Consider the following 22,704-nt stretch of genomic DNA (forward strand, 5'->3'; position numbering starts at 1 on the left):
AGTCCTAAGGGTGGGCCATTTTACGGATTAGAAATTGAAAGTTGAACGATCTTTTACCTTGCCCGCGCCCACCACGGTCCGGCTCGCCACGGGGTTCGCGCTGGGCGTGGCGGTGGTGCAATGCCTACCGGAACTACCCGCCGCCTGGGCGCTGGCGGCTCCCGCCGCGCTGTTGGCGGCGAGCCTATGGCGGGGTTGGCCTTTAAAGGGAGCGCTGGCCCTGGGCCTGATCTGGGCCTATGGCTATGGCGCGGCCCGCCTCGCGGAACACCTCCCTCCGGCCACGGCACGCCAGGCCGCCATCATCGAAGGCGTGATCCTGGATATCCCCAGCCCGCAGGAACGCGGTGTGCGCTTCGATTTCGCCGTGGAACGCCGCCTCGACCCCGGCACCCCCGACGGCTGGCCCCGCCGCCTGCGGCTGAGTTGGTACGACGCCCCCGCCACCGCGCCCCAGGCCGGGGAACGCTGGCGCTTCCGGGTCAAGCTGCGCCCGCCGCGTGGCCTCGCCAATCCCGGCGGTTTCGATTACGAGCGCTGGCTATTCGAACAAGGCATCCGCGCCGTCGGCTATGTCCGCAAATCCGCCGACAACCGGCGGTTGGACGATGGCGGCGGACGCTGGCTGTCGCCACGGGCCTGGCGCGGGGCGATCCACGAGCGGATCGCGGCCAGCCTCGCCGGGAGTCCGGTGCTGGGTCTGGTGGAAGCCCTGGCCCTGGGCGTGGACGACGCCATCACCCAGCCGCAATGGCGGGTACTGCGCCGCACCGGCACCTTGCACCTCATCGCCGTGTCCGGTTCCCATATCGGCGGGATCGCGGGCCTGGTCTTCCTCGTCACGCAAAGGCTGTGCGCCCGGTCCGGCCTCGTCCGCTGGCCGCCGCCTAGCGTCGCCGCCGTGGCCGGCATGGCGAGCGCCCTGCTCTATTCCGCCCTGGCCGGTTTCCCCATCCCCACCCAGCGCGCCTTGATCATGGTCGCCATCGCCATGGGCGCGGTGTTGGCCCGCCGCCACCCGAACCCGGTCCATATCCTGGCCCTGGCCTTGCTGGCGGTGCTGCTCTACGACCCCATGGCGGTGTTGGCGGCGGGATTCTGGTTGTCCTTCGGGGCGGTGGCGCTGATCGCCTATGGGGTTTCCGGGCGGATCGCGGCGCCGCGCCGGCTTTGGGCGACGATGCTCACAATCAACCTCTATACCGCGCTGGGGCTGGCGCCGCTGTTGTTGCTGTGCTTCGGGCAAATCTCGCTGGTGTCGCCGCTCGCCAACCTGCTGGCGGTGCCGGTCCTGGGAACGGTGCTGGTGCCGCTCTGCCTCCTGGGCGCGGGGCTGTCGCTGGTGTTTCCCCTGGCGGGAACGGCTGTGCTCAAGCTGGCCGCGACGGTGCTGGCCCTGTTCTGGCCGGTGTTGGATTGGCTGTCTGGAATCCCGTGGGCGCAATGGAGCCGGGCCGAACCGCCGCCCTGGACCTTGCTCCCGGCCCTGCTGGGCGCGGTCTGGCTGCTGGTGCCGCGTGGCCTCCCGGCCCGCTGGCTGGGCCTCGTGCTATGGCTGCCCGCCCTGACCGCCCGCATCGAACGCCCCGCGCCGGGGGAATTCCTGCTGACCCTGCTGGACGTGGGCCAGGGCTTGGCGGCGGTGGTGGAAACCCGCCATAAAACCCTGGTCTTCGATACCGGACCCCGCCTCGGCCCGGAATTCGATATGGGCGCGGCGGTGGTCGAACCCTATCTGCGCTGGCGCGGCATCGATACCGTGGACGCCCTGGTCGTGAGCCACGGCGACAACGACCATATCGGCGGGGCGCATTCCGTGCTGGCCTTGCTCCGGGTCCGCGCCGCCTATAGCAGCGTGCCGGAACGCCTGCCGGAATTCCCGGCGATCCCGTGCCGGGCGGGCCAGTCCTGGTCCTGGGATGGCGTGGAATTCGCGATGCTCGGCCCCGTGGCCCCCAGCCCCAAGGACAACGACAATTCCTGCGTGCTGCGGGTCGGCGGCGCCCACGGCAGCGTCCTTTTGACCGGGGATATCGAACGCGCCGCCGAAACCCTCCTGGTCGAACGCCACGGCGCGGCGCTCGGCAGCGACATCCTGGTCGCCCCGCACCATGGCAGCAAAACCTCGTCCAGCCCCGGTTTCCTGGCGGCGGTGCGGCCCCGGCGGGTGCTGATCCCGGCGGGCTATCTCAACCCTTTCGGCCATCCCCATCCCACGGTGCTGGCCCGCTACTCAGGGCTCGGGGCGGAAATATCGAACACCGCCGCAACCGGGGCCATCCTGTTCTGGACGGGCGGCGAACCCCGGCTCGCAAACCAGCGTCGGGCGCACCGGCATTATTGGAACGAACCCTAGCTAGAATGTACCGGGCTGTTAAGGTACGCTGACCGCCTACACCGATACGCGAATAACGCGGGACCAGCGGCAACGATGGCCGGGCGCGGCACCCCGGCCTGGAACCGCATGGAAAACCCCGCCGGGATTCCGATCCAACACCACCACGCAACAGCAACTTCTCTCGATAGGCAGCCATGAACTCATTGTCGTTATTGCTGCAAGGCGGAATGCAGCTTTCCCTGATTTCCGTGACGTTCGCCGCCAAGATCGTACAGGTGCTTTGGGTGAAGCCCGCCGAGTTCGTCGATACCCTGGCCGATTGCCTCCCCAACCCGCCCCACAGCGCCGACGCCGCCCTGACCCTCGCGGTCGCCAAGGCCGCGGCCGCGGTCGACGATTGGGAAGTCCGCAAGGCCGCGCAACGCGCCATCCAAATCGTGGTGCAAAAGCGTCCCGCCCTGGCCGACGGCGTGCTGGACACGGCGAAAGCCGCCGTCATGGACAAGCACGGGGAAGTGCGCGAAGCGGCGCGGATCGCGCTGGAAACCATCATCAAGCAGCGCCCCGACCTGGCCGATAGCGGCATGGCCAAGGCCGTCGCCAGGGTCGCCGCCACCCACGGACAATGGGATACCCGCAAAGCCGCCCAGCAAACCCTGGGGCTGATCCTCGACAAGAATCCCGAACTGGCCGAAACCGTATTGGCCGTCACCAAGACCGCCGCCCAGGAAGGCCAGGACGAAATCCGCGAGGCGGCGCAGCAGACCTTGGAATTGATCGTCAAGAAACGCCCGGAACTGGCCGACGACAGCCTCGCCCTGGTCGCGGCCCAGGCCGCCGGGCAGGAGAACGAGTGGTACATCCGCAAAGCCGCCTTGCAGACCCTGGCGACGATCCTGGACAAACGGCCCGACCTGGCCGGGGTGGTCCTGGGGACGGCGCGGAAGCTGGAAAAGGAAGGTTCGGGCCATGCGCGGGCGGTGCAGCAGATGCTGGAACTCATCTTCGCCAAGCGGCCCGACCTGCAGGCCTCGTAGCCCGGAGGAATCCGGAAAGACATATCCCGCCCACCGCCCATAAAAAAACGCCGGTCGAACCGGCGTTTTTGGTGGCGGGAACAGCCGGTGGCGCTAATCCAACAACACCCCGTCCTCCTTGAGCAGGGCCAGCACGGCCTCGACATCGTCGGTCGCGGCCACGAGCCGTTCCGGCGTGGCGGGCGCGGCCTCCACCGCGCAGATGCAAATCACACCGGCCCGGTTGACCTGCCCGGCGATGAACGCCGCCTGCCCGGCCAAGCCCTCGTCGTCCAACACCACCGCCGCATGGCCGGTATCGAACAGCTTGCGCTCGATAGCGTAGGCGGTTTCGACCCGCCGGGGGCCGGTCAGCCACAAGGTCGCGGCCTTCTGGCCGAAACGGGCGGCGCGCTCCTCCACCGTGACCCGGCGGGCCACATCGGCCTCGTCGGCCCGGCCCACGATCATCCCCGCGCCGATGGTGACATTGCTCAGCCGGTCGATGACGATGAAGGCGCCGGTGCCCTTCGTCAACGCATACGGGTCGAAGGCGATGGGGGCGTTCAGGGCCACTTCGCACAGGGCGATTTCATTCAGGTTGAGTTGGTCCGCCGGGTGCTGTTCCAGCGTGTTCACGTCGATCCGGTGCAGGATTTGCGGGATCGAACCCGTCACCGTGCGGGTGGTCTGCTTGAGGGTGTATTGCTTGCCCGGCACCATCGGCGTTTCGGTCATCCACACGATATGGGCCTTGAAGCGGGTGTCGAGGATCGGCAGGTCGTCGGGCCGCACCAGCATATCGCCCCGGCTCACGTCGATCTCGTCGGCCAGGGTGATCGTCACGGCCTGGGGCGGGAACGCCTGTTCCAGTTCGCCGTCGTAGGTGACAATGGACGTGATATGGCTGGTCTTGCGCGAAGGCAGGGCCATGACCTCGTCGCCCTTCTTGAACACGCCCGCCGCCACCGTGCCGCTATAGCCACGGAAATCCAGATGGGGACGGTTGACGTATTGCACCGGGAACCGGGGGTTCTGGTAGTTCTGGTCCTTGGCGATCTCGATGGAATCCAACAGGTCCATCAAGCCCTCGCCCTGGTACCACGGCATCTTCTCGCTGCGATGCACCACGTTGTCGCCCTTGAGCGCGGAGAGCGGGATGCAGCGCACATCGTGGATATTCAAGCTCTCGACGAAGGCCAGATAATCGGCCCGGATTTGCTCGAACACCGCCTCGGAATAATCCACCAAGTCCATCTTGTTGATGGCGACCACCACATGCTTGATGCCCAGCAAGGACACGATGAAGCTATGGCGCTTGGTCTGGGTCTGGACGCCGTTGCGGGCGTCCACCAGGATGATGGCGAGGTCGCAGGTCGAAGCCCCGGTCGCCATGTTGCGGGTGTACTGCTCGTGGCCGGGGGTGTCGGCGATGATGAACTTGCGCTTGGCGGTGGAGAAATAGCGGTAGGCCACGTCGATGGTGATGCCCTGCTCGCGCTCGGCCTGGAGCCCGTCCATCAGGAGGGCCGGGTCGAAATCGTCGCCGGTGGTGCCGTACTTGGCGCTGTCCCTTCTGAGGGCCGCGACCTGATCCACGTAGATCATCTTGGAATCGTACAACAGCCGCCCGATCAGGGTGCTTTTGCCGTCGTCCACATTGCCGCAGGTCAGGAAGCGCAACAGTTCCTTGCGTTCGTGCTGGGCCAGGTACTCGAAAATATCGGTGGCGATCAAATCGGATTGGTGCGACATCAGAAATAGCCCTCTTTCTTCTTCTTCTCCATGGAGGCGGCCTGGTCGTGGTCGATGACCCGGCCCTGGCGTTCGGACGTGGTGGTGAGCAGCATTTCCTGGATGATGTCTGGGAGGGTCGCCGCCGTGGATTCCACCGCGCCGGTCAGGGGATAGCAGCCCAGGGTGCGGAAGCGGACCATCTTCATTTCCGGCGTTTCGCCGGGCTCCAAGGGCATGCGGTCGTCGTCCACCATGATGAGGACGCCGCCCCGCTCGACCACCGGGCGTTCCGCCGCGTAGTACAAGGGTACGATGGGGATATTTTCAAGATAGATGTATTGCCAGATATCCAACTCGGTCCAGTTGGAGAGCGGGAATACCCGGATGCTTTCGCCCTTATTGACCTTGCCGTTATAGATATTCCACAACTCCGGGCGCTGGTTCTTGGGGTCCCAGCGGTGGTTCTGGTCGCGGAACGAATAAACCCGCTCCTTGGCGCGGGACTTTTCCTCGTCGCGGCGGGCACCGCCGAAGGCCGCGTCGAACTGGTACTGGTTCAAGGCTTGTTTCAAGCCTTCGGTCTTCATGATATCGGTGTGCTTCTCGCTGCCATGCACGAAGGGGCTGATGCCCTGGGCGATGCCATCCGGGTTGATATGCACGATCAAATCCAAGCCCAGATCATGCGCCATGCGGTCGCGGAAGGTGATCATGTCCTTGAATTTCCAGGTGGTATCGACGTGCAGCAAGGGGAACGGCGGCTTGCCTGGATAGAAAGCCTTCATGGCCAAATGCAGCATGACCGCCGAATCCTTGCCGATGGAATACAGCATGACGGGTCGGTCGAATTCGGCCGCGACTTCGCGGATGATGTGGATGCTCTCGGCTTCCAACTGCTTCAGATGGGTGAGGGTGTATTCGTTCATCGAGAATTGGGAGGTATGCGGATGCGGTGACTATATTGGAGGCGGGAACGGGGTCCAATGGTAACACAAAGCGCGTGCCTTGCAGTTTGAGGCCCGCCCCCGCCGGGCCGGATTCCAATACGGCTTGGACCGGCCCAATCCAGGCCCGGCCTGGCGCAGCCGATGGCTATAGGCACCCACCCTTCCGTTATCGCGGACAACGCCGGCCCCGCCCGGCAGGCTTATGCCCACTTCCCCCCGGTCCACGAAACTTCCGCGCCGCCCCGGAAGTCCCAACACTCAAGGCACCCGCGGCCCTGCCAGCACGGGCCGCCACCAGGACATTCCGGGCGATACGCCCGCCCCCCGCGCCAGGAGGCCACCGCTATGAATCCCCTGCTGAAATTGATCGAGCATGGACAAAGCTACTGGATGGACAACCTCACCCGCCGCATGATCCAAAGCGGCGAACTCCAGGGCCGGGTCCAGCGCGATGGGCTCCGGGGCATCACTTCCAATCCCAGCACCTTCCAGAAAGCCATCGCCGACAGCGCCGACTACGACGCCCAGATCGAACACCTCATCCAGGACCGCCGCTCCTGCGCCCGGATCGACGAAATCGCCGAAGCCCTGATGGTCGAGGATATCCGCAAGGCCTGCGATATCCTGCGCCCGGTCCATGAGCGTAGCGCGGGACTCGATGGCTATGTCAGCCTGGAAGTCTCGCCCCACCTCGCCCACCACACCGAAGCCTCGATCCGCATGGGCCGCCATCTCTGGCAAGTGGTGGACCGGCCCAATCTGTTCATCAAGATACCGGGCACGCCGGCGGGGCTGCCCGCCATCGAGCAACTCTTGTTCGAGGGCATCAATGTCAACATCACCCTGTTGTTTTCCTTCGAGCGCTACGCCGCCGTGGCGGAAAGCCATCTACGCGCCCTGGAACAACGCCGGGACGAGGGCTTGCCCCTGGGCACGGTGGCCTCGGTCGCCAGCTTTTTCCTCAGCCGGATCGATGTGCTGGCGGATGAACTCCTGCACCAGCGCCTCCTGCCCGGCAGCCATCCACACCCCGATCCCGCCAAGCTATTGGGCAAAACCGCCATCGCCAACGCCAAGCTGGCCTATCAGCATTTCAAGCGGATCACGGCCAGCGCCCGCTGGAAAGCCCTGGCGGACCGGGGGGCCCAGCCGCAACGCCTGCTCTGGGCCAGCACCAGCACCAAAACCCCCGGCTACGACGATGTGATGTATGTCGAACCCTTGATCGGCCCGCACACGGTCAGCACCTTACCCGAGGAAACCATCAAGGCCTTCGCCGACCACGGCCAGGTGGGCGATACCCTCGAACAAGGCTTGGACGAAGCCCGCCGGACCCTGGACGATTTGGCCGCGCTGGGCATCGATTTCGCCCAACTCACGGCCCAGCTCGAAAACGAAGGCGTGCAAAAATTCATCAAGCCCCACGACGCCCTGCTCGACACCCTGGCCGACCGTTGCCGCCAATACCTCAACCGCAGCGGACTCGAAGACCTGCGGACGATGGCCCGCAAACTCCGCCGCGAAGTCATCGCCATGACCACGGCGGCGGGTTCCGGGCACCCGACTTCCTGCCTGTCCTGCGCCGAGATCGTGACCGCCCTGTTCTTCCGGGAAATGCGCTGGAATCCCCAAAACCCCCAAGCCCCCGCCGTGGACCGCTTCATCCTGTCCAAGGGCCACGCCGCGCCGATCCTGTGGGCGGCGTTGCGGGAAGCCGGGGCCACCGACGAAGACTTGCTGTCGCTCCGTACCCTGGACAGCAGTTTCGAGGGCCACCCCACCCCGCGCAACCCTTGGGTCCAGGTGGCGACCGGCTCGCTGGGCCAGGGCTTGCCCGCCGCCAATGGCATGGCGCTCGCCAACCGCTTGGATGGCATCCCGGCCAAGGTCTATTGCCTGTTGGGCGATGGCGAATGCTCGGAGGGTTCGGTGTGGGAAGCGGCCCAGTTCGCGGCGCTGCACCAGCTATCGGACCTGGTCGCCATCGTCGATATCAACGGCCTGGGCCAGAGCGAGGCCGCGCCCTATGGCCGCGATACCAGCGTCCTGGCCGGGCGGTTCCGGGCTTTCGGCTGGAAGACCCTGGAAATCGACGGCCACAACCTGGAAGCCGTCCTCGACGCCTTGTACGCCGCCGGCAAGGGCGGTCCCACGGCGATCCTGGCCCGTACCGTCAAGGGCAAGGGCGTGTCCTTCCTGGAAGGCGAACAGGGCTGGCATGGCAAGGCGCTTAGCCCGAAGGAAATGGCGCGGGCCTTCGACGAATTGGGCCAGGCCGACATGAGGTTGCGCGTCGACCCCAAACAAGTCGGCGGACACGAACCGCCGCATCCCACCGCTTCCGCCCTATCCCGCCTCGCCGTGGATTATCGGCTGGGCGAGAAAATCGCCACCCGGCAGGCGTTCGGCGACGCGCTCAAACACCTGGGGGGACTCATGCCGGACTTGGTGGTGCTGGACGGCGATGTGAAGAACTCCACCCACACCGAAGGCTTCGCCCAGAACTTCCCCAAGCGCTTCTTCCAGGGCTATATCGCCGAACAGAATCTCGCGGGCACGGCGTTGGGCCTGGCCGCCCGCGGCAAAATCCCGGTGTTCGCCACCTTCGCGGCCTTCCTCAGCCGGGCTTACGATTTCATCCGCATGGCGGCGCACAGCCAACCGCCGCACCTGGTGTTCTGCGGCAGCCACGCGGGCGTATCGGTGGGCGAGGATGGGGCTTCGCAGATGGGCTTGGAAGACTTGGCGCTGTTCCGCGCCCTGCCCGATAGCACGGTGCTTTACCCTTGCGATGCGGTCAGCGCCGCCCGCCTCACCGAACAGGCGGTGACCACGCCGGGCCTGGTCTATCTCCGCACCACGCGGGGCGCGACGCCGGTCATCTACCCCGCCGACGAAACCTTCCCGGTGGGCGGCAGCAAGACGCTACGCCAATCCGACCAAGACCGTTGCACCGTGGTCGCCGCCGGTATCACGGTCCACGAAGCGTTGAAGGCCCAGGCCGCGCTGCTGCCACAGGGCGTCAATATCCGGGTGATCGACGCCTATTCGATCAAGCCGCTGGACAGCGCCGTCCTCAAGCAGGCGGCGCGGGAAACCGGGTTCATCGTGACGGTGGAGGATCATTGGCCGGAAGGCGGCCTGGGCGAGGCGGTGGCGGCGGTGCTGGCGGGCGCGGCCCAGGTGCATAGCCTCGCGGTCGGCCAGGAGCCGCATTCCGGGAAGCCCCAGGAATTGCTGGAATTCGAGGGCATCTCGGCGCGGGCCATCGAGCGGAAGGTGTTGGAGTGGGTCGGCATGTAGGATGGGCTGAGGCACGGAGAACGATGCGCCTCCCCGCCGTTCGCACATCCTATGGTTTACGCTTCGCACAGGGTTTGGGAAATCGGTGGGTTACGCCGGAGTACCGGCTAACCCACCCGGCCACGGGAACGGGACTTGAGCCAATCCATCCCGCGCTGGGTCAGCACGAAAAACACCGGCACGAACGGGATCGCCAACAAGGTCGAGGCCAGCATTCCGCCGAACACCACCGTGCCGATGGATTGGCGGCTGGCGGCCCCCGCCCCGGTGGCGAACACCAAGGGCACCACGCCCAGGATGAAGGCGAACGAAGTCATGAGGATCGGGCGGAACCGGCGGCGGGTGGCCTCGACGGCGGCTTCGGCGCTGGATTTGCCCTCTTCCCGCAATTGCCGGGCGAATTCCACCACCAGGATGGCGTTCTTGCTGGCGAGGGCGATCATCAACACCAGTCCGACCTGGGTATACAGATTGGCATCCAACCCCCGGACCCATAGCGCCGCCAACACCCCGGCCAAGGCCATGGGTACCACCAAAATCACCGCCAGCGGGGTCATCCAGCTTTCGTACAGCGCCGCCAGCACCAGGAATACCAGGGTGATGGACAGCGCATAGATGAAATAGGCTTGGTTGCCCACCTGCTTTTCCTGATAGGACGAGGCGGTCCAGTCGAAATCCATGCCATGCGGCAGGGCGCTCCGGGCGGCGGCCTCCATCAATTCCAAGGCTTGGCCCGAACTGAAACCGGGCGCGGAAGCCCCGATGATCTGGGCGGCGGGATAGAGGTTGTAGCGGGTAATCAGTTCCGCCCCCAAAATCCGCCGCGCTTGTAGCAAGGTGCCCAAGGGCACCATCTCGCCCCGTTCGTTCCGCACATACAAGCGCTGGATATCCTCCGGGCTGGACCGATACGGCGCGTCGGCCTGCACATAGACCTGGAACACTTGGTTGAACTTGTTGAACAGGTTGACGAAGGTCGAACCCAGATAGGTTTGCAGGGTCTGGAACACATGGGTGAGCGGGATATTCAAAGACTCGGCCTTGGTGCGGTCGATATCCAGATAAAGCTGGGGACTGCGGGCACTGAAGGTACTGACCACGTTGCGCAACCCCGATTGGCCGGCGGCGGCGCGGGCGACTTCCTGGGCGGCTTTTTGCAACTCCTCCAACCCCAGGCTTTGGCGATCCTCGACCATCATCTGGAACCCACCCGACTGGCCCAAGCCCCGGATCGGCGGCGGCACCACCACGAAGGTTTGCGCCTCCTCGATGCCTCCGGCCAGCTTGCCGCGCAAATCGCCCAGAATCTTCTCCTGATCCAACCCGGCCCCCCGCTCGCTCCAATCCTGGTAGACCAGGAAGGTGGTGAAGGTATTGGGCAGGTTGGCGTTGTCGATGATGGAAAACCCGCCGATGGTCACCCAAGCCTGGATGCCCGGTGTCTGGCGGATAATGTCGTCGACCTTGCGGGCAACCGCGATCACCCGTGGTTGGGCCGCGCCCTCCGGCAAACGGGCCATGAGGATGGCATAGCCCTGGTCCTCGGTGGGCAGGAAGCCCTTGGGATGGACGGCATAGCCCAGTCCGGCCCCCCCCACCACCAGCAAGAACAAGAAAGCCATGGCGATGGGCCGCGCCACCATCCAGCCAATCAGCCGCACATAGAGCCCCTCCACCCAGCCATAACCCCGGTTGAAAGCCCGGAAAAAGGCGTTGGGTTCGCGCCGTGCCTCCTTGGGTCGTAGCCAGAGCGCGCATTGGGTGGGTTTCAAGGTCAAGGCGTTGATGGCGCTGATGATGGCCGTGGCCGCGATGACCAGGGCGAACTGGCGGAACAATTGCCCGGTGATCCCCGGCAGGAAGGCGGCGGGCAGGAACACGGCGGTCAATACCGCGGTGATCCCCGCCACCGGACCCAACATCTCGCCCATGGCCTTGAGGGTGGCTTCCCTGGGCGGCAAGCCCTGTTCGATGTAATACGACGAGTTCTCCACGATGATGATGGCGTCGTCCACCACGATGCCGATGGCGAGGATCAAGGCGAACAAGGTCATCAGGTTGATGCCGAAGCCCAGCAAGGCCATGGCGGCGAACGCGCCGATAATCGTCACCGGCACCGTGGTCGCGGGCACCAAGGTCGCCCGCCAATCCTGCAAGAACAGCAGGATCACCACCAGCACCAGCGCCCCGGCCTCGAGCAGGGTCAGGTAGACATCGTGGATGGCCTCCCGCACGAAAAGGGTGGTGTCGTAGCGGATTTCATAGCGGAGTCCCGGCGGGAATTGTTGGGCCATATCGGCGATGGACGCCTTCACCCGGTCGGCGACCTCCAAGGCATTGGCACCAGGCAGGGAAAAAATCGGGATATTGGCCGCGCGATGACCGCGGGTGAGGGAAAAATTAGCGTAGGTCTGGCGGCTCAATTCCACCCGCGCCACATCGCGCACCCGGACGATTTGCGGGGCTTCCGCCGACTGGCTCTTGATGATGATATCCGCGAACTGCCCGGCATCGGCCAGCCGTCCCAGGGCGTTCACGGTGAACTGGAAAGCCTGGTCCGGTGGCACCGGCGGCGCCCCCAATTGCCCCGCCACCACCTGCACATTCTGGCTTTGGATGGCGGCGACCACGTCCAGGGGGGTCAGCCCGTAGTGGTAGAGCCGGTCGGGGTTCAGCCATACCCGCATGCTATACGGCCCCGCCCCGCGCACCGATACCTGCCCCACGCCCGGAATACGGGCCAAGGGGTTTTGCAGGTTGATGACGGCGTAATTGGAAAGATAGGTGTCGTCGTAGCGGTCGTCCTCGGCGTAGACCCCGATCACCAAGAGGATATCGGTCGAGACCTTGCGCACCACGATGCCTTGCGCCTGCACCGAGGCGGGTAGCTGGGCCTGGGCGCTGTTCACCAAATTCTGCACCAGCGAGACCGACTTATTGAGGTCGGTACCCACCTCGAAGGTGATGGTCAGCGCATAGGAACCATCGCTGGTGCTGGTCGATTGCAGGTACAGCGCATCCTCGACCCCGTTCACCGCCTGCTCGATGGGCATGCCGATGGTCGCCGCCACCACCTCGGCGCTGGCACCGGGATAGCGGGCCGCCACCTGGATGGTCGGCGGCACGATGGGTGGATATTGCGCCACCGGCAGGTTGAAAAAGCACACCAAGCCGATGATGATCGTCACCATCGCGATGACATTGGCGAAGATGGGCCGGTCGATGAAATACTCGGAAATCATGGTGCGCCCTTCCCTGGCAGGGTCCCGGTGGAGGATGGCGGCGGGGCGGCGGCGGCGATCCGTTTGGGCCGGACCTCGGCTCCGGGCATGGCCCGCAACAAGCCCGTCACCACCACCCAATCCTGCGGACCCACACCTTCCTCGATCACGATGCGCCCGCCGATTGGCTCGCCGGTCTTGACGCCGCGCCGCTCCACCTTGTTCTGCCCATCCACCACCAGCACATAAGTCCCCAACTGGTCGTAGCCCAGGGCCGTTTGCGGCAGCAGCAAGGCGGTCCGCTCGGAATCGAGCTTCCTGACCCGCACCCGGCCATACAAGCCTGGGAGGATGGTCCCGTCGTGGTTGTCGAAGATGCCGCGCAGCAGCAAGGTGCCCGTGGTCGGCGTGATCGTGATGCCGGTGAAATCCAGCCTGCCCCGGTGTGGATAGCCGTCCTCGTTGGCCAGCCCCAGGAACACCGGGATATTCAGCCGCTCGGCCTCGCCCGGCGATACGCCCGTGGTCCGTATCCGGCGCAACAATTCCATCTCGTCGATGGTGAAGTACACATAGATCGGATCGATCTGGTTGATCGCCGCCAGCACGGTATTCCCGCCCACGCCGACCAGATTGCCGGGATCGACCAAACGCCGGTCGATACGGCCATCGAAGGGCGCGGCGACCTGGGTATAGCTCAAATCCAGCTTGGCCAGATCGCGGTTGGCCTCCGCCGACAGCCGCATGGCCTGGGCGCTGTCGCGCTGGAACCGCCAGTTATCCATATCGGTCTGCGCCGCCGCGTTCTGCCGCACCAAGCCGCTGAAGCGGGCGAATTCGGTCTCGGCATGGTCGAGTTGGGCTTGGGCCTGCACCACCTGGGCTTCGGCTTGGCGCACACGGGCTTGGTATTGCCCAGGCTCGATCAGGAACAAGAGTTGGCCTTGCTTGACCCGGTCGCCATCGTGGAACAGCACCTTCTCCAGATAGCCCTGGACGCGGGCGGTGAGTTGCACGGTCTTGACGGCCTGGGTGTTGCCGGTGAATTCCAAGTAGCCGGTGACGGGCTGGCTCAGGGCTTGGCTGACCGTGACCTCGGGCGGTGGCGGCGGGACGTATTGGTTACGCTCCCCGCAACCGGCGAGGACAATGCCCAGCCCGGCGATGGCGGCAAAGATGAGGGCAAATCTGTTCATCGAGGTGTTTCCTTACCAATCCGGCAGCCTGGCCGAACCCGGCGCGGCGTCCGGCAACACATTCGCCGGGGCCAACAACCGGCCCCAATCGGTGCGCTCCGCCATGGCCTGCCTGACCGTCGGCGGCACGAGGTCGTTGTATTCACGGATTTGCCAGCCGCCGCCCAAGGCCCGGTAGACGCCGACCAAGGCCCGCGCGATATCGCCCAAGGTATTGGCGAGCGTGTCCTGGGCGCTCAGCACGGCTTGCTGGGCCGTCAGCACGGTGGTGAAATCGGTGATGCCCTGCCGGTATTGCAGCACCGCCAAATCCAGCGAGCGCCCCGCCGCCTCGGTGCTTTCCGCCAACAGCCGGGCGCGGTCGGCGGATTTCAGGAAGGCGATGAGTTGATCCTCGACCTCGCGCTGGGCCGTCAGCACGGTGTTTTGATACTGGAGCAAGGCCGCTTGGAAACGGGCGTCCTGTGCCCGCACCCGGTTGGTGATCTGGCCGTAGTTGAAGATATTCCAGCGCAAGGTCGGCCCCACCGAACCGAAGCGGGCCCGCCAATCGAACATATCCGACAGCGAGACCTTGCCCACATCGGCGGCCAGCACCCCGAACTGGCCGGTCAGGGAAAACGCGGGATAAAGATCGGCCTTGGCGACGCCGATCTGGGCGGAAGCGGACGCGGCCTGGAATTCGGCCAGGCGCACATCGGGCCTGCGCCTGAGCAAATCGTTGGGAATGCCCACCGCGACCACCGGCGGAGCCACCGGAATCCCGGAAGACCCCGCCAGCCAGCGCGACATATCGCCGGGCGGCATCCCCAATAGCACGCCCAAGGCGTTGGCGGCTTGGCGCTCGATAATTTCCAGGGCCGGGATCAGGGCTTCGGTGCTGGCCAGCACGGTGCGGGCCTGCTCCACATCGCGCTGGGAGGTGGTGCCGCCCTCGAACCGGATTTCGGCGATACGCAGGCTTTCGCGCTGGGTGTCCACGTTGCGGCGGGCGATGTCCAAACGGCTTTGCGCCGTGCGGAGCAAGACATAGTCATTGGCCACATCGGCGGTCAGGCTGACCAGGGCGTTGTCATAGGTGGCGAGGTTGGCGAGCAGGTCGTTATCCGCCGCTTCGATGGCGCGGCGGAACCGGCCCCAGAAATCCAGTTCCCAACTGGCTCCGAGGCCGAGCTGGGCCTGGGTGTAATTGAAGATATGGGAGAAGGCGCTTTGCACCGCCCGCTGGCTGAGCTGGTTGTATTGCAGCGAGCCGAGCGCCTGCTGGCTTTGGGGATAGAAACCGCCGATGGCGACGCCGAGCTGCGCCCGCGCTTCCAAGACCCGCACCCCGGCCACCTGGAGCGGCAGGTTTTGCCGGTAGGCGGCGGCGACCAACCGATCCAGCGCCGGGTCTTTGAACACCCGCCACCACCACTTGGGAGGGTCGGCCTGGGCTGCGAGGCGCGGGTCGGCGGCCAGGGACCAAGCGGGCTCGACCGCCACCGCCGGACGCTGGTAATCGGGACCGAGTTTGGCGCAACCGCCCAGCGCCAGCATGACCGCCAGCATCCATCGGCATACGCGCCGCCCGCCGTGGCTTTCCATTCCCACCTCCGATAGCGCAATGCTCCATTCACACTTGGAACCGCCCGTCCCGAGTCTACACCCATGGCGGGCACAGGCGGAAACCGCATAAACCCCGATCCCCACGACGAAAGCCGCCGCCCCACCGGCCCGAACCCAGGCTTTCCCCGCCACCACCCGCCATACCGGCCCGGCCCGATCCGTGTTGTCCGCCTAAATGAAAGCCAATATCATTTGAAACCAATTCCACATCCGTGCTAAGCCTTTCTCCCCAATCCGATTCATCCTTATGAGATCAAACCTTCCGGCCCGCCTCGTCCTCCTGCTGTTGAGCCTCGCCACCGCCACCGCCACCGCCACAGCCGCCACCCGCCACTACTACCTCGCCGCCGAGGAAATCCTCTGGGACTACGCCCCGTCCTACCCGGTCAACCCCATGCACAACGGCCCCTTCACCGACGCCGAGAAAACCTTCGTCGAAGGCAACAAGGCCGACCGCATCGGTAGGCAATACTACAAAGCCCATTACGTGGAATACACCGACGCCAGTTTCACCCAGGTCAAGCCGCGCCCGCCGGAATGGCAACACCTGGGGATACTCGGCCCCGTGATCCGCGCCAATGTCGGCGACACCCTCAAGGTCACGCTGAAGAACCACACCGCCAACCTGCCCATCTCCCTGCATCCCCATGGCGTGTTCTACCTCAAGGACAGCGAGGGCACCCATTACGAGGACGGCACTTCCGGCAAGGACAAGCTGGACGACGAAATCAAACCCGGCGCCAGCCACACCTACACCTGGGAAGTCCCGGAACGCTCCGGTCCCGGCCCGCACGATCCCAGCTCCATCGTTTGGCTCTACCATTCCCATGTCAACGAGGTGGCCGACACCAACACGGGGCTGGTCGGACCCATCATCATTTCCCGGCGCGGCGAATTGCAGCCCAATGGGCGCTTGAAGGGCATCGACCGCGAGTTCGTGGTGCTGTTCACCGTGTTCGACGAGAACAAAAGCCTGCTGCTGGACAAGAACATCCAAAGCTTCGCCCCCGCCGCCGCCGACAAGCAGGAGGACGAGGCATTCGCCGAGAGCAACCTGATGCACAGCATGAACGGCTATGTCTACACCAACCTGCCCGGCGTCAGCATGACCGTGGGCGAAAACGTCCGCTGGTATCAACTCGCCCTCGGCACCGAGGTCGATCTCCACACCCCCCATTGGCATGGCAACACCCTGATGGAAACCGGGAGGCGGGTGGATGTTTTGAACCTTTTGCCCGGCACCCACATCACTGTGGACATGCGGCCCGATAATCCGGGAATTTGGATGTACCACTGCCATGTGAACGACCACATCGACGCCGGGATGATGGCGAACTACGAGGTGAAACCCCGGCGCAAATGAGCGCCAAGGCAAACGGCATCCAACCGCGGCACACCACGCGGTGGGCGGGCCACCGCGTCCCAACCCCAGGAGTAGCACCATGAAAAAGCACCTACGCAATTTCGAGCAAGCCAAGGATGTGTTGGATTACGGGATCGACCTGCACGGCCAGTTGGGCGCTTTGTACCATGCGCTGGGCCGGCGCAGCGGCCAGGACCGGGCCAGGCTGGTGCTGGACTATCTCGGCCACCACGAACGCGAACGCGGCCAGGCGCTGCGGCGTTTCGAGCAGATTCCCGATGCCAACGGCCTGGACGTTTGGCTACAATTCGCGCCCAGTCCGGACATCGAGCGCCTATTGGCGGATTGCGCGGTCCGGCCCGATGCGTCGGTGGACGATATCGTGGACATCGCCATGCGCTTCGACGCGGCCTTGATCGAGATTTACCAGGAAGCGTCCCGGCAAGCGGAGGACACCCCGGCCAAGGCCCTGTTCGACCATCTGGTGGACATGGAAACCCAGGAGCGGCGACGCTTGGTCCGCGATGCCGAATGGGTCCAGGATATTTGAGCGACGCCCCCACCCACCCGAGAGGAGAATTGCAACGATGCCCCAACCGCGTTTGCCCGGAACGCCATCCGTCCTGCTGGGCGCCGCCCTCCTGGCCGCCTGCGCCACGCCGCCCCCGCCCACCCCCAGCGCCCCGCCCAAGCCGCTGTCCGCCGAACAAATCTTCCGCGAAAGCCAAGGCATGGCCCAACTCGGCCAGCGCCACAAGGAAGGCGAGGAAATGGTGCGGCAAGGCCAGCAGATGGTGCGCGACGCCCAGGTCCAGGAAGCGGAAGGCCAGCGCCTGATCGACGCGGGCCGGAAAATCATCCAGGAAAGCGAACAGGGCTACGACGCACTGCGGAAATAAACCCCGGCGGCCTGGAAGCTTGCCATCCTTGGACGCTGGGTTTCGGCATCCCTGCCGAAACGACGGCCCCTTTCCCGCCAAAATCGCCGTTCGCGACCGGGCCGGGTTCGGGTCCGTCCGCATGATGCCTGCATCCAGGCTAGCCTTGCCCCCACCGTCGATGGACCCGCCCGGAGTAAATCCCATGCCCGCCAAAGCCCCCCACCGCGCCCGCATCGCCAGCCACACGCCCGGACGCCTGCGGGTGAAACTCGCCCGCAACCGCCCCGATAGCGCCACCTGGGACCGGATCAAAACCGACCTCGAAGCCCAGCCGGGCGTGGCCGGGGTGGGTGTCAATCCGGCCAGCGGCAGCCTCACCGTCCGCTACGACCCCAAACGCCATTCCACCGCCGGGATTCTGGGCCTGTTGGAGGATGTCGATGTGCTGATCGATAGCCTGACCGATATTCCCGGCCTCGCCACCCACACCCCCAGCGTCGGCGTGGCCATCGACGATCTGAACGCCCGGCTGTCGCGGCGGCTGGGATGTCCCATCGATCTCCGGGTGGTGTTGCCGCTATTGTTCGTGGGGGCGGGAACCTGGTCGATCCTGCGCCATGGCCTCATGTTGAACAAGGTGCCGGGCTGGATGCTGCTATGGCTGGGCTTCGATTTGTTCGTGAAAACCCATCCGCCCGACCGGTCCGGGAGCGGCGAAACCTGACGCCATCCGGTGTCGCACGGTTCGAATCCACCACACCGGAGGGCCGTTTAAACCCGGCGCGGCGCGGGGCGGACTTCCCCGGCTCCAGGCCCGACGCGGGCCGATGGCAAGGTGTATGTGTTGGAGGTATCGCGGGGGGAAGATACGGACGGGGGAAAGGGGGACGGGTATGGTATGAACCCGCCCCGCCCAGGTTCATAGCAAATCGACGATATGCTGGATATTGCGGTGATGGTGGCTTAACAAATAATCCAGCCGGTCCGCGAACAAGGTGAAGATCAAATCCTCGTAGGTCATGCCGTATTCCGACAAGCCCTGGGTGGCGATGCTGGTGGTATTGCCCGCCGGGCGCTTCAAATCCGGCTTGGGGTTGGCCTCCAATATTTTCAGTCGGCCCTGCCTATCGCAGCGCAGGTCGATCCTGACCAGGGAGTTCAGGTTGAAATTACGGTAGATTTTCCGCCCCAGTTCGGTCAATTCCTGCTTGAGCTTGGCGTCCTCGGGTCCGAGCAGGCGCAGGCGGTCGTGGGTGATGGCCTTGTGGTCCATCGAGGTGAAGATACGCTCGTCGGATTCCAGCACCCGCTCCAGCGCGGAAAAAGTGAACGGATGGTGGTTCTTGGTGAACGCGCCATGCGCATGGGTGACATAGCCACACACCGACACGCAAAACTCCCGGCCGGGCAGATACTTTTCGATAAAGACCGTATTGCGGGTGATTTTCTGGATTTCGGCCACCGCGTCGGGGAGTTGGTCCAGGGTATCGGCGAACAGGATGTTCAAGGAAGCCCGGCCCGAAACCGGCTTCACCAGGAACGGCCCGTCATAATCGGGGAAGGTTTGGTCGAATATCGGATTGTTATGGGGTTTGAACCGGCCCTGCGAGGGATGGCAAATCATGAACGGGGCGGTGGGGATTCCCAGCCCTTGTAGCTCGCGCTTGAAAGCGTGCTTATTATCCAGGATCGAACCATTCAGGGGATTGTGGCCGATATAGGGCATCCCCAGCATTTCCAACAGCGCGGCGGTATGGCAAACCGGGTTGTAACCCTGCACCCCGCCCGTGTTCAACCAAACCAGATGGATATTTTCCTTCCTTAGATTCTCCGCCAGGCCCATATCGTCCGGCATGACCCACACCTGTTGGAAACCCAAACCCCGCAGCGCCGCGGCGATATCGTGGGCGACGGGTTCGTAGGTTTTGGTGGAGCGGGGATTATGGGTTTTGTAGATGACCGCGCCGTCCCGGTCCTTGTCCCCGCCGTGTACGACGGCGATACGCAACCGGGGACGCAGTTGGTCGATATATTGGTCCAGGGAGTGGAAATGGTAGGTGAAAGCCATGGGTTTCGGTACCGTGGTTTGGGGTTGTGGATACCCATGCGCGGGACCGTTTCCATGGCGGCGATTCATGGGTGGATAGGGCCGCGCCGGGCGGCCATCGTCCATTGCGGGGCTGGCAGGGCTAGGCCTTGGTGGCGGACTGGCTGCGCAGGGCTAGGTTGATGCCGAGCAGAATCAAAAAAAACGCCAGGAAATTCAACAGGTCGAGGGTTTCCCCGAAAAAAACCCAGGCCAGGAGGGCGGCCAGGACGGGCTCCAACAATAAGAATACGCTGACGAAACCGGACGAGAGTTTTTTCAGGGTATGCGCCATCAAACCCTGCCCCAGGATTTGGCAGATCGTCCCGAGGGCGATCACCGCCAGCCAACCCTGCCCGGTCGAGGGGAAGACCGGGTTGCCCGCATAAACGACCACCGGGCACAACGCCACCGAACCCACGCCACAGCGCCACAACAGGATGGTGGAAGCGCCCAGCCCATTGCGCAGGTATTCGACGATGAGCAGGTTGCCCGCGTAGAACGCGGCGGACAGCAAGGCCACCCCATCGCCCGACAAATGGGTGGCCGAGACCTCCCAGTCATCCCAGCCGATGAGGATGGCGCCGCCTATCGCGATGGCCATGCCCAGCAGGAAGCGGCGGTCGAAACACCGCCCCAACAGCAACCATCCCCCCAGGCTGGTGAAGATGGGCGTGAGGCTGCGGAGGACCGTGGCGTTGGCCACGTGGGTTTGGCTCAAGGACCAGGCCCAGCACGCCACCGACGCGGCCGAGAACACCCCACCCAAGACCAGTAGGATATACCGCCCGGACTTACCGGCGGCATCCCCGGCCGGGACGGGTGGCCGCTTGGCCCGCGACGGCAGGGCCTGCCACAACCCCAGGACCAGGGTGGCGATCCAGAGGCGGTTGAAGGTGGTGGCATAGCCGTCGATCTCCTGTTCGCTCCAGCGGATGAAGATCGCCGCGAACGAAACCGCGACGATAGCGGCGGAGAGGCACAGCAAATTGATCGTGTTGGGGCCGGGGCGGGGGATTGCCTGCATGGTGGGGGCCGGGGAGATGGGCGGAGGCCTTGGGTTCGACGGTGGCGGGGAAACATGGTCCCCGGCTCTGTGGGATCGATGATACGCTGCGGGAGGCACCGTCGGCAATGTTATAGCGAGTCCCGGTACCGGGACGGAATCGGGCCGGACAATTATCCGGGGAACCCGGATAGGGGATTGGGTTTCCGTCGGGCGGCAACGAACCTGCGGAGCGGGAAATACAGGGTTTTTCCGGTAAAGCCGCCATCGACCCCAGGGAGAAGACCTTTGTTGAAAGGTCCGCCGATGACAGACATCCCAACCGCACCAAATGAAAGCGCGAAGTACCGCTTGTGTGCGGACTGGGGGTTTGGGTCGTTCGGCAGGGGCGGGGCGGACATCCAACCGAACCCACCGGTTTGCCGCGCCGTGCCCGGTCCAGCGCTGGATTGGGCGGCGGAGGGGACCGCATATCGGAATGCCCACAATGCTGGTGCGAGATTTGCTTACCGATTGGAATCTTTCCAGAGGGACCATTCCAGTGCGGTTCGTTTCGATCCTTCCCATGAGCGCCGCGGCTTCCAGGTCGGCATCGACCGAAGCAGCCCCGGCGTCGATTTGCGGCTCCAGGGCCGCGCAACGCCCAGAGACCGCCCATGCAGGATAGCCCGCGGCCCGCAGATAAAGAGCAATGGGTCGTCTGGAACGGCTTTTTCGGTATCCCCGCCATGGCCACGATTGGCCGGGTCGAGGCCGGTGCGGACGGCAGAAACGCCTGGTTGGACCCGCCCTTCGACATGGTGGGTCCGTTCAGCCTCGACGAACTCGAGACGCGTGGCCGGATCGCCTTCGCCGCTTGCATCGTCATGTCGCGCCAGCGATGGCAGGACGACCAAGTGGAACTGCGCCGGGAATCCCGCGAAAGACGCCGGGCGGCGCAGGAACGGCTATACGGAGAACATGGGCGGTTCAACGAAGGCCGGAGGCGGCACCGGACCCACCGCCCGCCACACGACGATAGGCAATACCGGGAGACATTGAACCTGCCGGTCGATGGGAAGCTGACGCCCTCGCAGATCAAAACGGCTTATCGACGGCTCGCCCAGAAAGCGCATCCCGATGTCGGTGGCAGCCACGAGCAATTCCTCCGCATCACGGAAGCGCGTAACGCGCTGCTCGACCGTATTTAGGCCATTTACGAAAAAGACGCTGCCAGTAGGGCGGGTTTCGGATCAGCCGGGCTTCGACCGCCCGCATGGCCTCCTTGGACAGGGCAGCCCCTTTCTCGTAGACCTTGCGGCTGAGTTCCACCACGGGCTGGGTACCTTTCCAGGTCATGCTTCCGGCCCAGCCCAGCATCGAGAACAACAACACCCTCAAAACCGGCGGCTACCGCTTCGAGCACAACCATGGCCATGGCCAGAGCCATCGCCAGCCTGATCATCCTGGCCTTCCTGACCCATGCCGTACTGGAATGGATGGACACCCAATACCGCCGGCTCCACCAGAAGCTACCGCGCAAGCGGTTATTCAACGATATCCGCGCCTTGACCTGCTATCTATGATTCCAGTCCTGGGAAACGCTGATGGGCTTCATGCTGCAAAGCTTCGAACGCCTCCCGCCAGCCCCGGAAACCGGGTGATTCAGCCAAAATGAGAATTGCTGTTCAAAGATCGGTGCGAGCGCTGCGAGGGGGGGGAGTGGGCGGAGCGAATTTGGACTTGGAGAAGCGGGGGGAAGAAGTGGAACTTGATGTCCTATACAGCCCTCCCGAGTTCATAGTGCATTGAACGCGATGCATACGGTGCGTCCCACAAAGCGAGCGGCCCGCGCAAGAGCGGGCCGCTAGGGCATTGATTTGGCGGAGAGGAAGGGATTCGAACCCTTGTGGGGAGGTTAGTCCCCCATCCGATTTCGAGTCGGCGCCGTTATGACCGCTTCGGTACCTCTCCTTTGCGAAAGGGCTGCTATTATAAACGACTTTCCCATAAAAAGTGTGAT

General features: G+C 64.5%; 16 protein-coding genes and 1 tRNA gene. 9 read left to right on the top strand and 8 right to left on the bottom strand.

All coding sequences use genetic code 11. The annotated features are described in order from the left end of the window. The first annotated feature begins 34 nt into the window (after positions 1-34). Positions 35-2,356 (top strand): DNA internalization-related competence protein ComEC/Rec2, encoded by a 2,322-nt coding sequence (locus K5658_RS17010; RefSeq protein ID WP_221064280.1) that lies wholly within the window; start codon positions 35-37, stop codon positions 2,354-2,356. Positions 2,357-2,532: 176 nt separating this feature from the next. Further along, entirely contained in the window at positions 2,533-3,375 is an 843-nt protein-coding gene (locus K5658_RS17015) for a hypothetical protein (RefSeq protein ID WP_221064281.1), read from the top strand. A gap of 93 nt (positions 3,376-3,468) precedes the next feature. Here the strand turns inward: K5658_RS17015 and cysN are convergent, their stop codons facing one another. Next, positions 3,469-5,109 (bottom strand): sulfate adenylyltransferase subunit CysN, encoded by a 1,641-nt coding sequence (cysN, locus tag K5658_RS17020; protein ID WP_221064282.1) that lies wholly within the window; start codon positions 5,107-5,109, stop codon positions 3,469-3,471. Next, the gene (gene cysD, locus K5658_RS17025) at positions 5,109-6,017 is read right to left on the bottom strand and encodes a sulfate adenylyltransferase subunit CysD (RefSeq protein WP_221064283.1); all 909 of its coding nucleotides are present in this window, start codon (positions 6,015-6,017) and stop codon (positions 5,109-5,111) included. Before cysD ends, cysN begins: the two co-directional genes overlap by 1 nt. Before the next feature lie 366 nt (positions 6,018-6,383). Here cysD and K5658_RS17030 point away from each other — a divergent pair, with 366 nt between their 5' ends. Then, positions 6,384-9,341, top strand: a complete 2,958-nt coding sequence (locus K5658_RS17030; RefSeq protein ID WP_221064284.1) for a transketolase — start codon at positions 6,384-6,386, stop codon at positions 9,339-9,341. 107 nt (positions 9,342-9,448) lie between these two features. Here K5658_RS17030 and K5658_RS17035 read toward each other — a convergent pair whose 3' ends face one another. Genes K5658_RS17035 through K5658_RS17045 form a run of 3 tightly spaced genes read right to left on the bottom strand, consistent with a single transcriptional unit; the run spans position 9,449 to position 15,345 of the window. Then, positions 9,449-12,583, bottom strand: coding sequence for an efflux RND transporter permease subunit (locus K5658_RS17035; protein WP_221064285.1), 3,135 nt, complete (start codon positions 12,581-12,583; stop codon positions 9,449-9,451). Next, positions 12,580-13,758: an efflux RND transporter periplasmic adaptor subunit gene (locus K5658_RS17040; protein WP_221064286.1), complete on the bottom strand. Its 1,179-nt coding sequence runs from the start codon at positions 13,756-13,758 to the stop codon at positions 12,580-12,582. Before K5658_RS17040 ends, K5658_RS17035 begins: the two co-directional genes overlap by 4 nt. Positions 13,759-13,770: 12 nt before the next feature. Then, complete coding sequence (locus tag K5658_RS17045) at positions 13,771-15,345, bottom strand: efflux transporter outer membrane subunit (RefSeq protein ID WP_221064287.1); 1,575 nt, start codon at positions 15,343-15,345, stop codon at positions 13,771-13,773. Between the two features lie 268 nt (positions 15,346-15,613). On the opposite strand from K5658_RS17045, the gene K5658_RS17050 reads away from it, so the two are divergent. The 4 genes from K5658_RS17050 (at position 15,614) to K5658_RS17065 (ending at position 18,334) form a co-directional block, all read left to right on the top strand. Further along, a complete protein-coding gene (locus K5658_RS17050) occupies positions 15,614-16,729 on the top strand; it encodes a multicopper oxidase domain-containing protein (protein WP_221064288.1) in 1,116 nt (371 codons plus the stop codon). 79 nt (positions 16,730-16,808) lie between these two features. Beyond that, positions 16,809-17,279, top strand: a complete 471-nt coding sequence (locus K5658_RS17055) for a ferritin family protein (RefSeq protein WP_221064289.1) — start codon at positions 16,809-16,811, stop codon at positions 17,277-17,279. Between the two features lie 37 nt (positions 17,280-17,316). Continuing rightward, positions 17,317-17,628, top strand: a complete 312-nt coding sequence (locus K5658_RS17060) for a hypothetical protein (RefSeq protein ID WP_221064290.1) — start codon at positions 17,317-17,319, stop codon at positions 17,626-17,628. A gap of 184 nt (positions 17,629-17,812) precedes the next feature. Continuing rightward, positions 17,813-18,334 (top strand): heavy-metal-associated domain-containing protein, encoded by a 522-nt coding sequence (locus tag K5658_RS17065; RefSeq protein WP_221064291.1) that lies wholly within the window; start codon positions 17,813-17,815, stop codon positions 18,332-18,334. A gap of 195 nt (positions 18,335-18,529) precedes the next feature. Here K5658_RS17065 and K5658_RS17070 read toward each other — a convergent pair whose 3' ends face one another. Next, entirely contained in the window at positions 18,530-19,678 is a 1,149-nt protein-coding gene (locus K5658_RS17070; RefSeq protein WP_221064292.1) for a D-alanine--D-alanine ligase family protein, read from the bottom strand. A gap of 121 nt (positions 19,679-19,799) precedes the next feature. Continuing rightward, entirely contained in the window at positions 19,800-20,723 is a 924-nt protein-coding gene (locus tag K5658_RS17075; protein WP_221064293.1) for a DMT family transporter, read from the bottom strand. Positions 20,724-21,358: 635 nt separating this feature from the next. Here K5658_RS17075 and K5658_RS17080 point away from each other — a divergent pair. After that, positions 21,359-21,892 carry a J domain-containing protein gene (locus K5658_RS17080; RefSeq protein WP_221064294.1) on the top strand — a complete coding sequence of 178 codons (534 nt, stop codon included), beginning with the start codon at positions 21,359-21,361 and terminating at the stop codon, positions 21,890-21,892. Between the two features lie 219 nt (positions 21,893-22,111). Beyond that, entirely contained in the window at positions 22,112-22,267 is a 156-nt protein-coding gene (locus K5658_RS17085) for a hypothetical protein (protein WP_221064295.1), read from the top strand. A 295-nt stretch (positions 22,268-22,562) separates the two neighbouring features. On the opposite strand, the gene K5658_RS17090 is transcribed toward K5658_RS17085, so the two are convergent. After that, positions 22,563-22,655: transfer RNA gene (locus K5658_RS17090), tRNA-Ser, on the bottom strand. Between the last annotated feature and the right edge of the window lie 49 nt (positions 22,656-22,704).

The organism is Methylomagnum ishizawai, from assembly GCF_019670005.1.
Taxonomy (GTDB): domain Bacteria; phylum Pseudomonadota; class Gammaproteobacteria; order Methylococcales; family Methylococcaceae; genus Methylomagnum; species Methylomagnum ishizawai.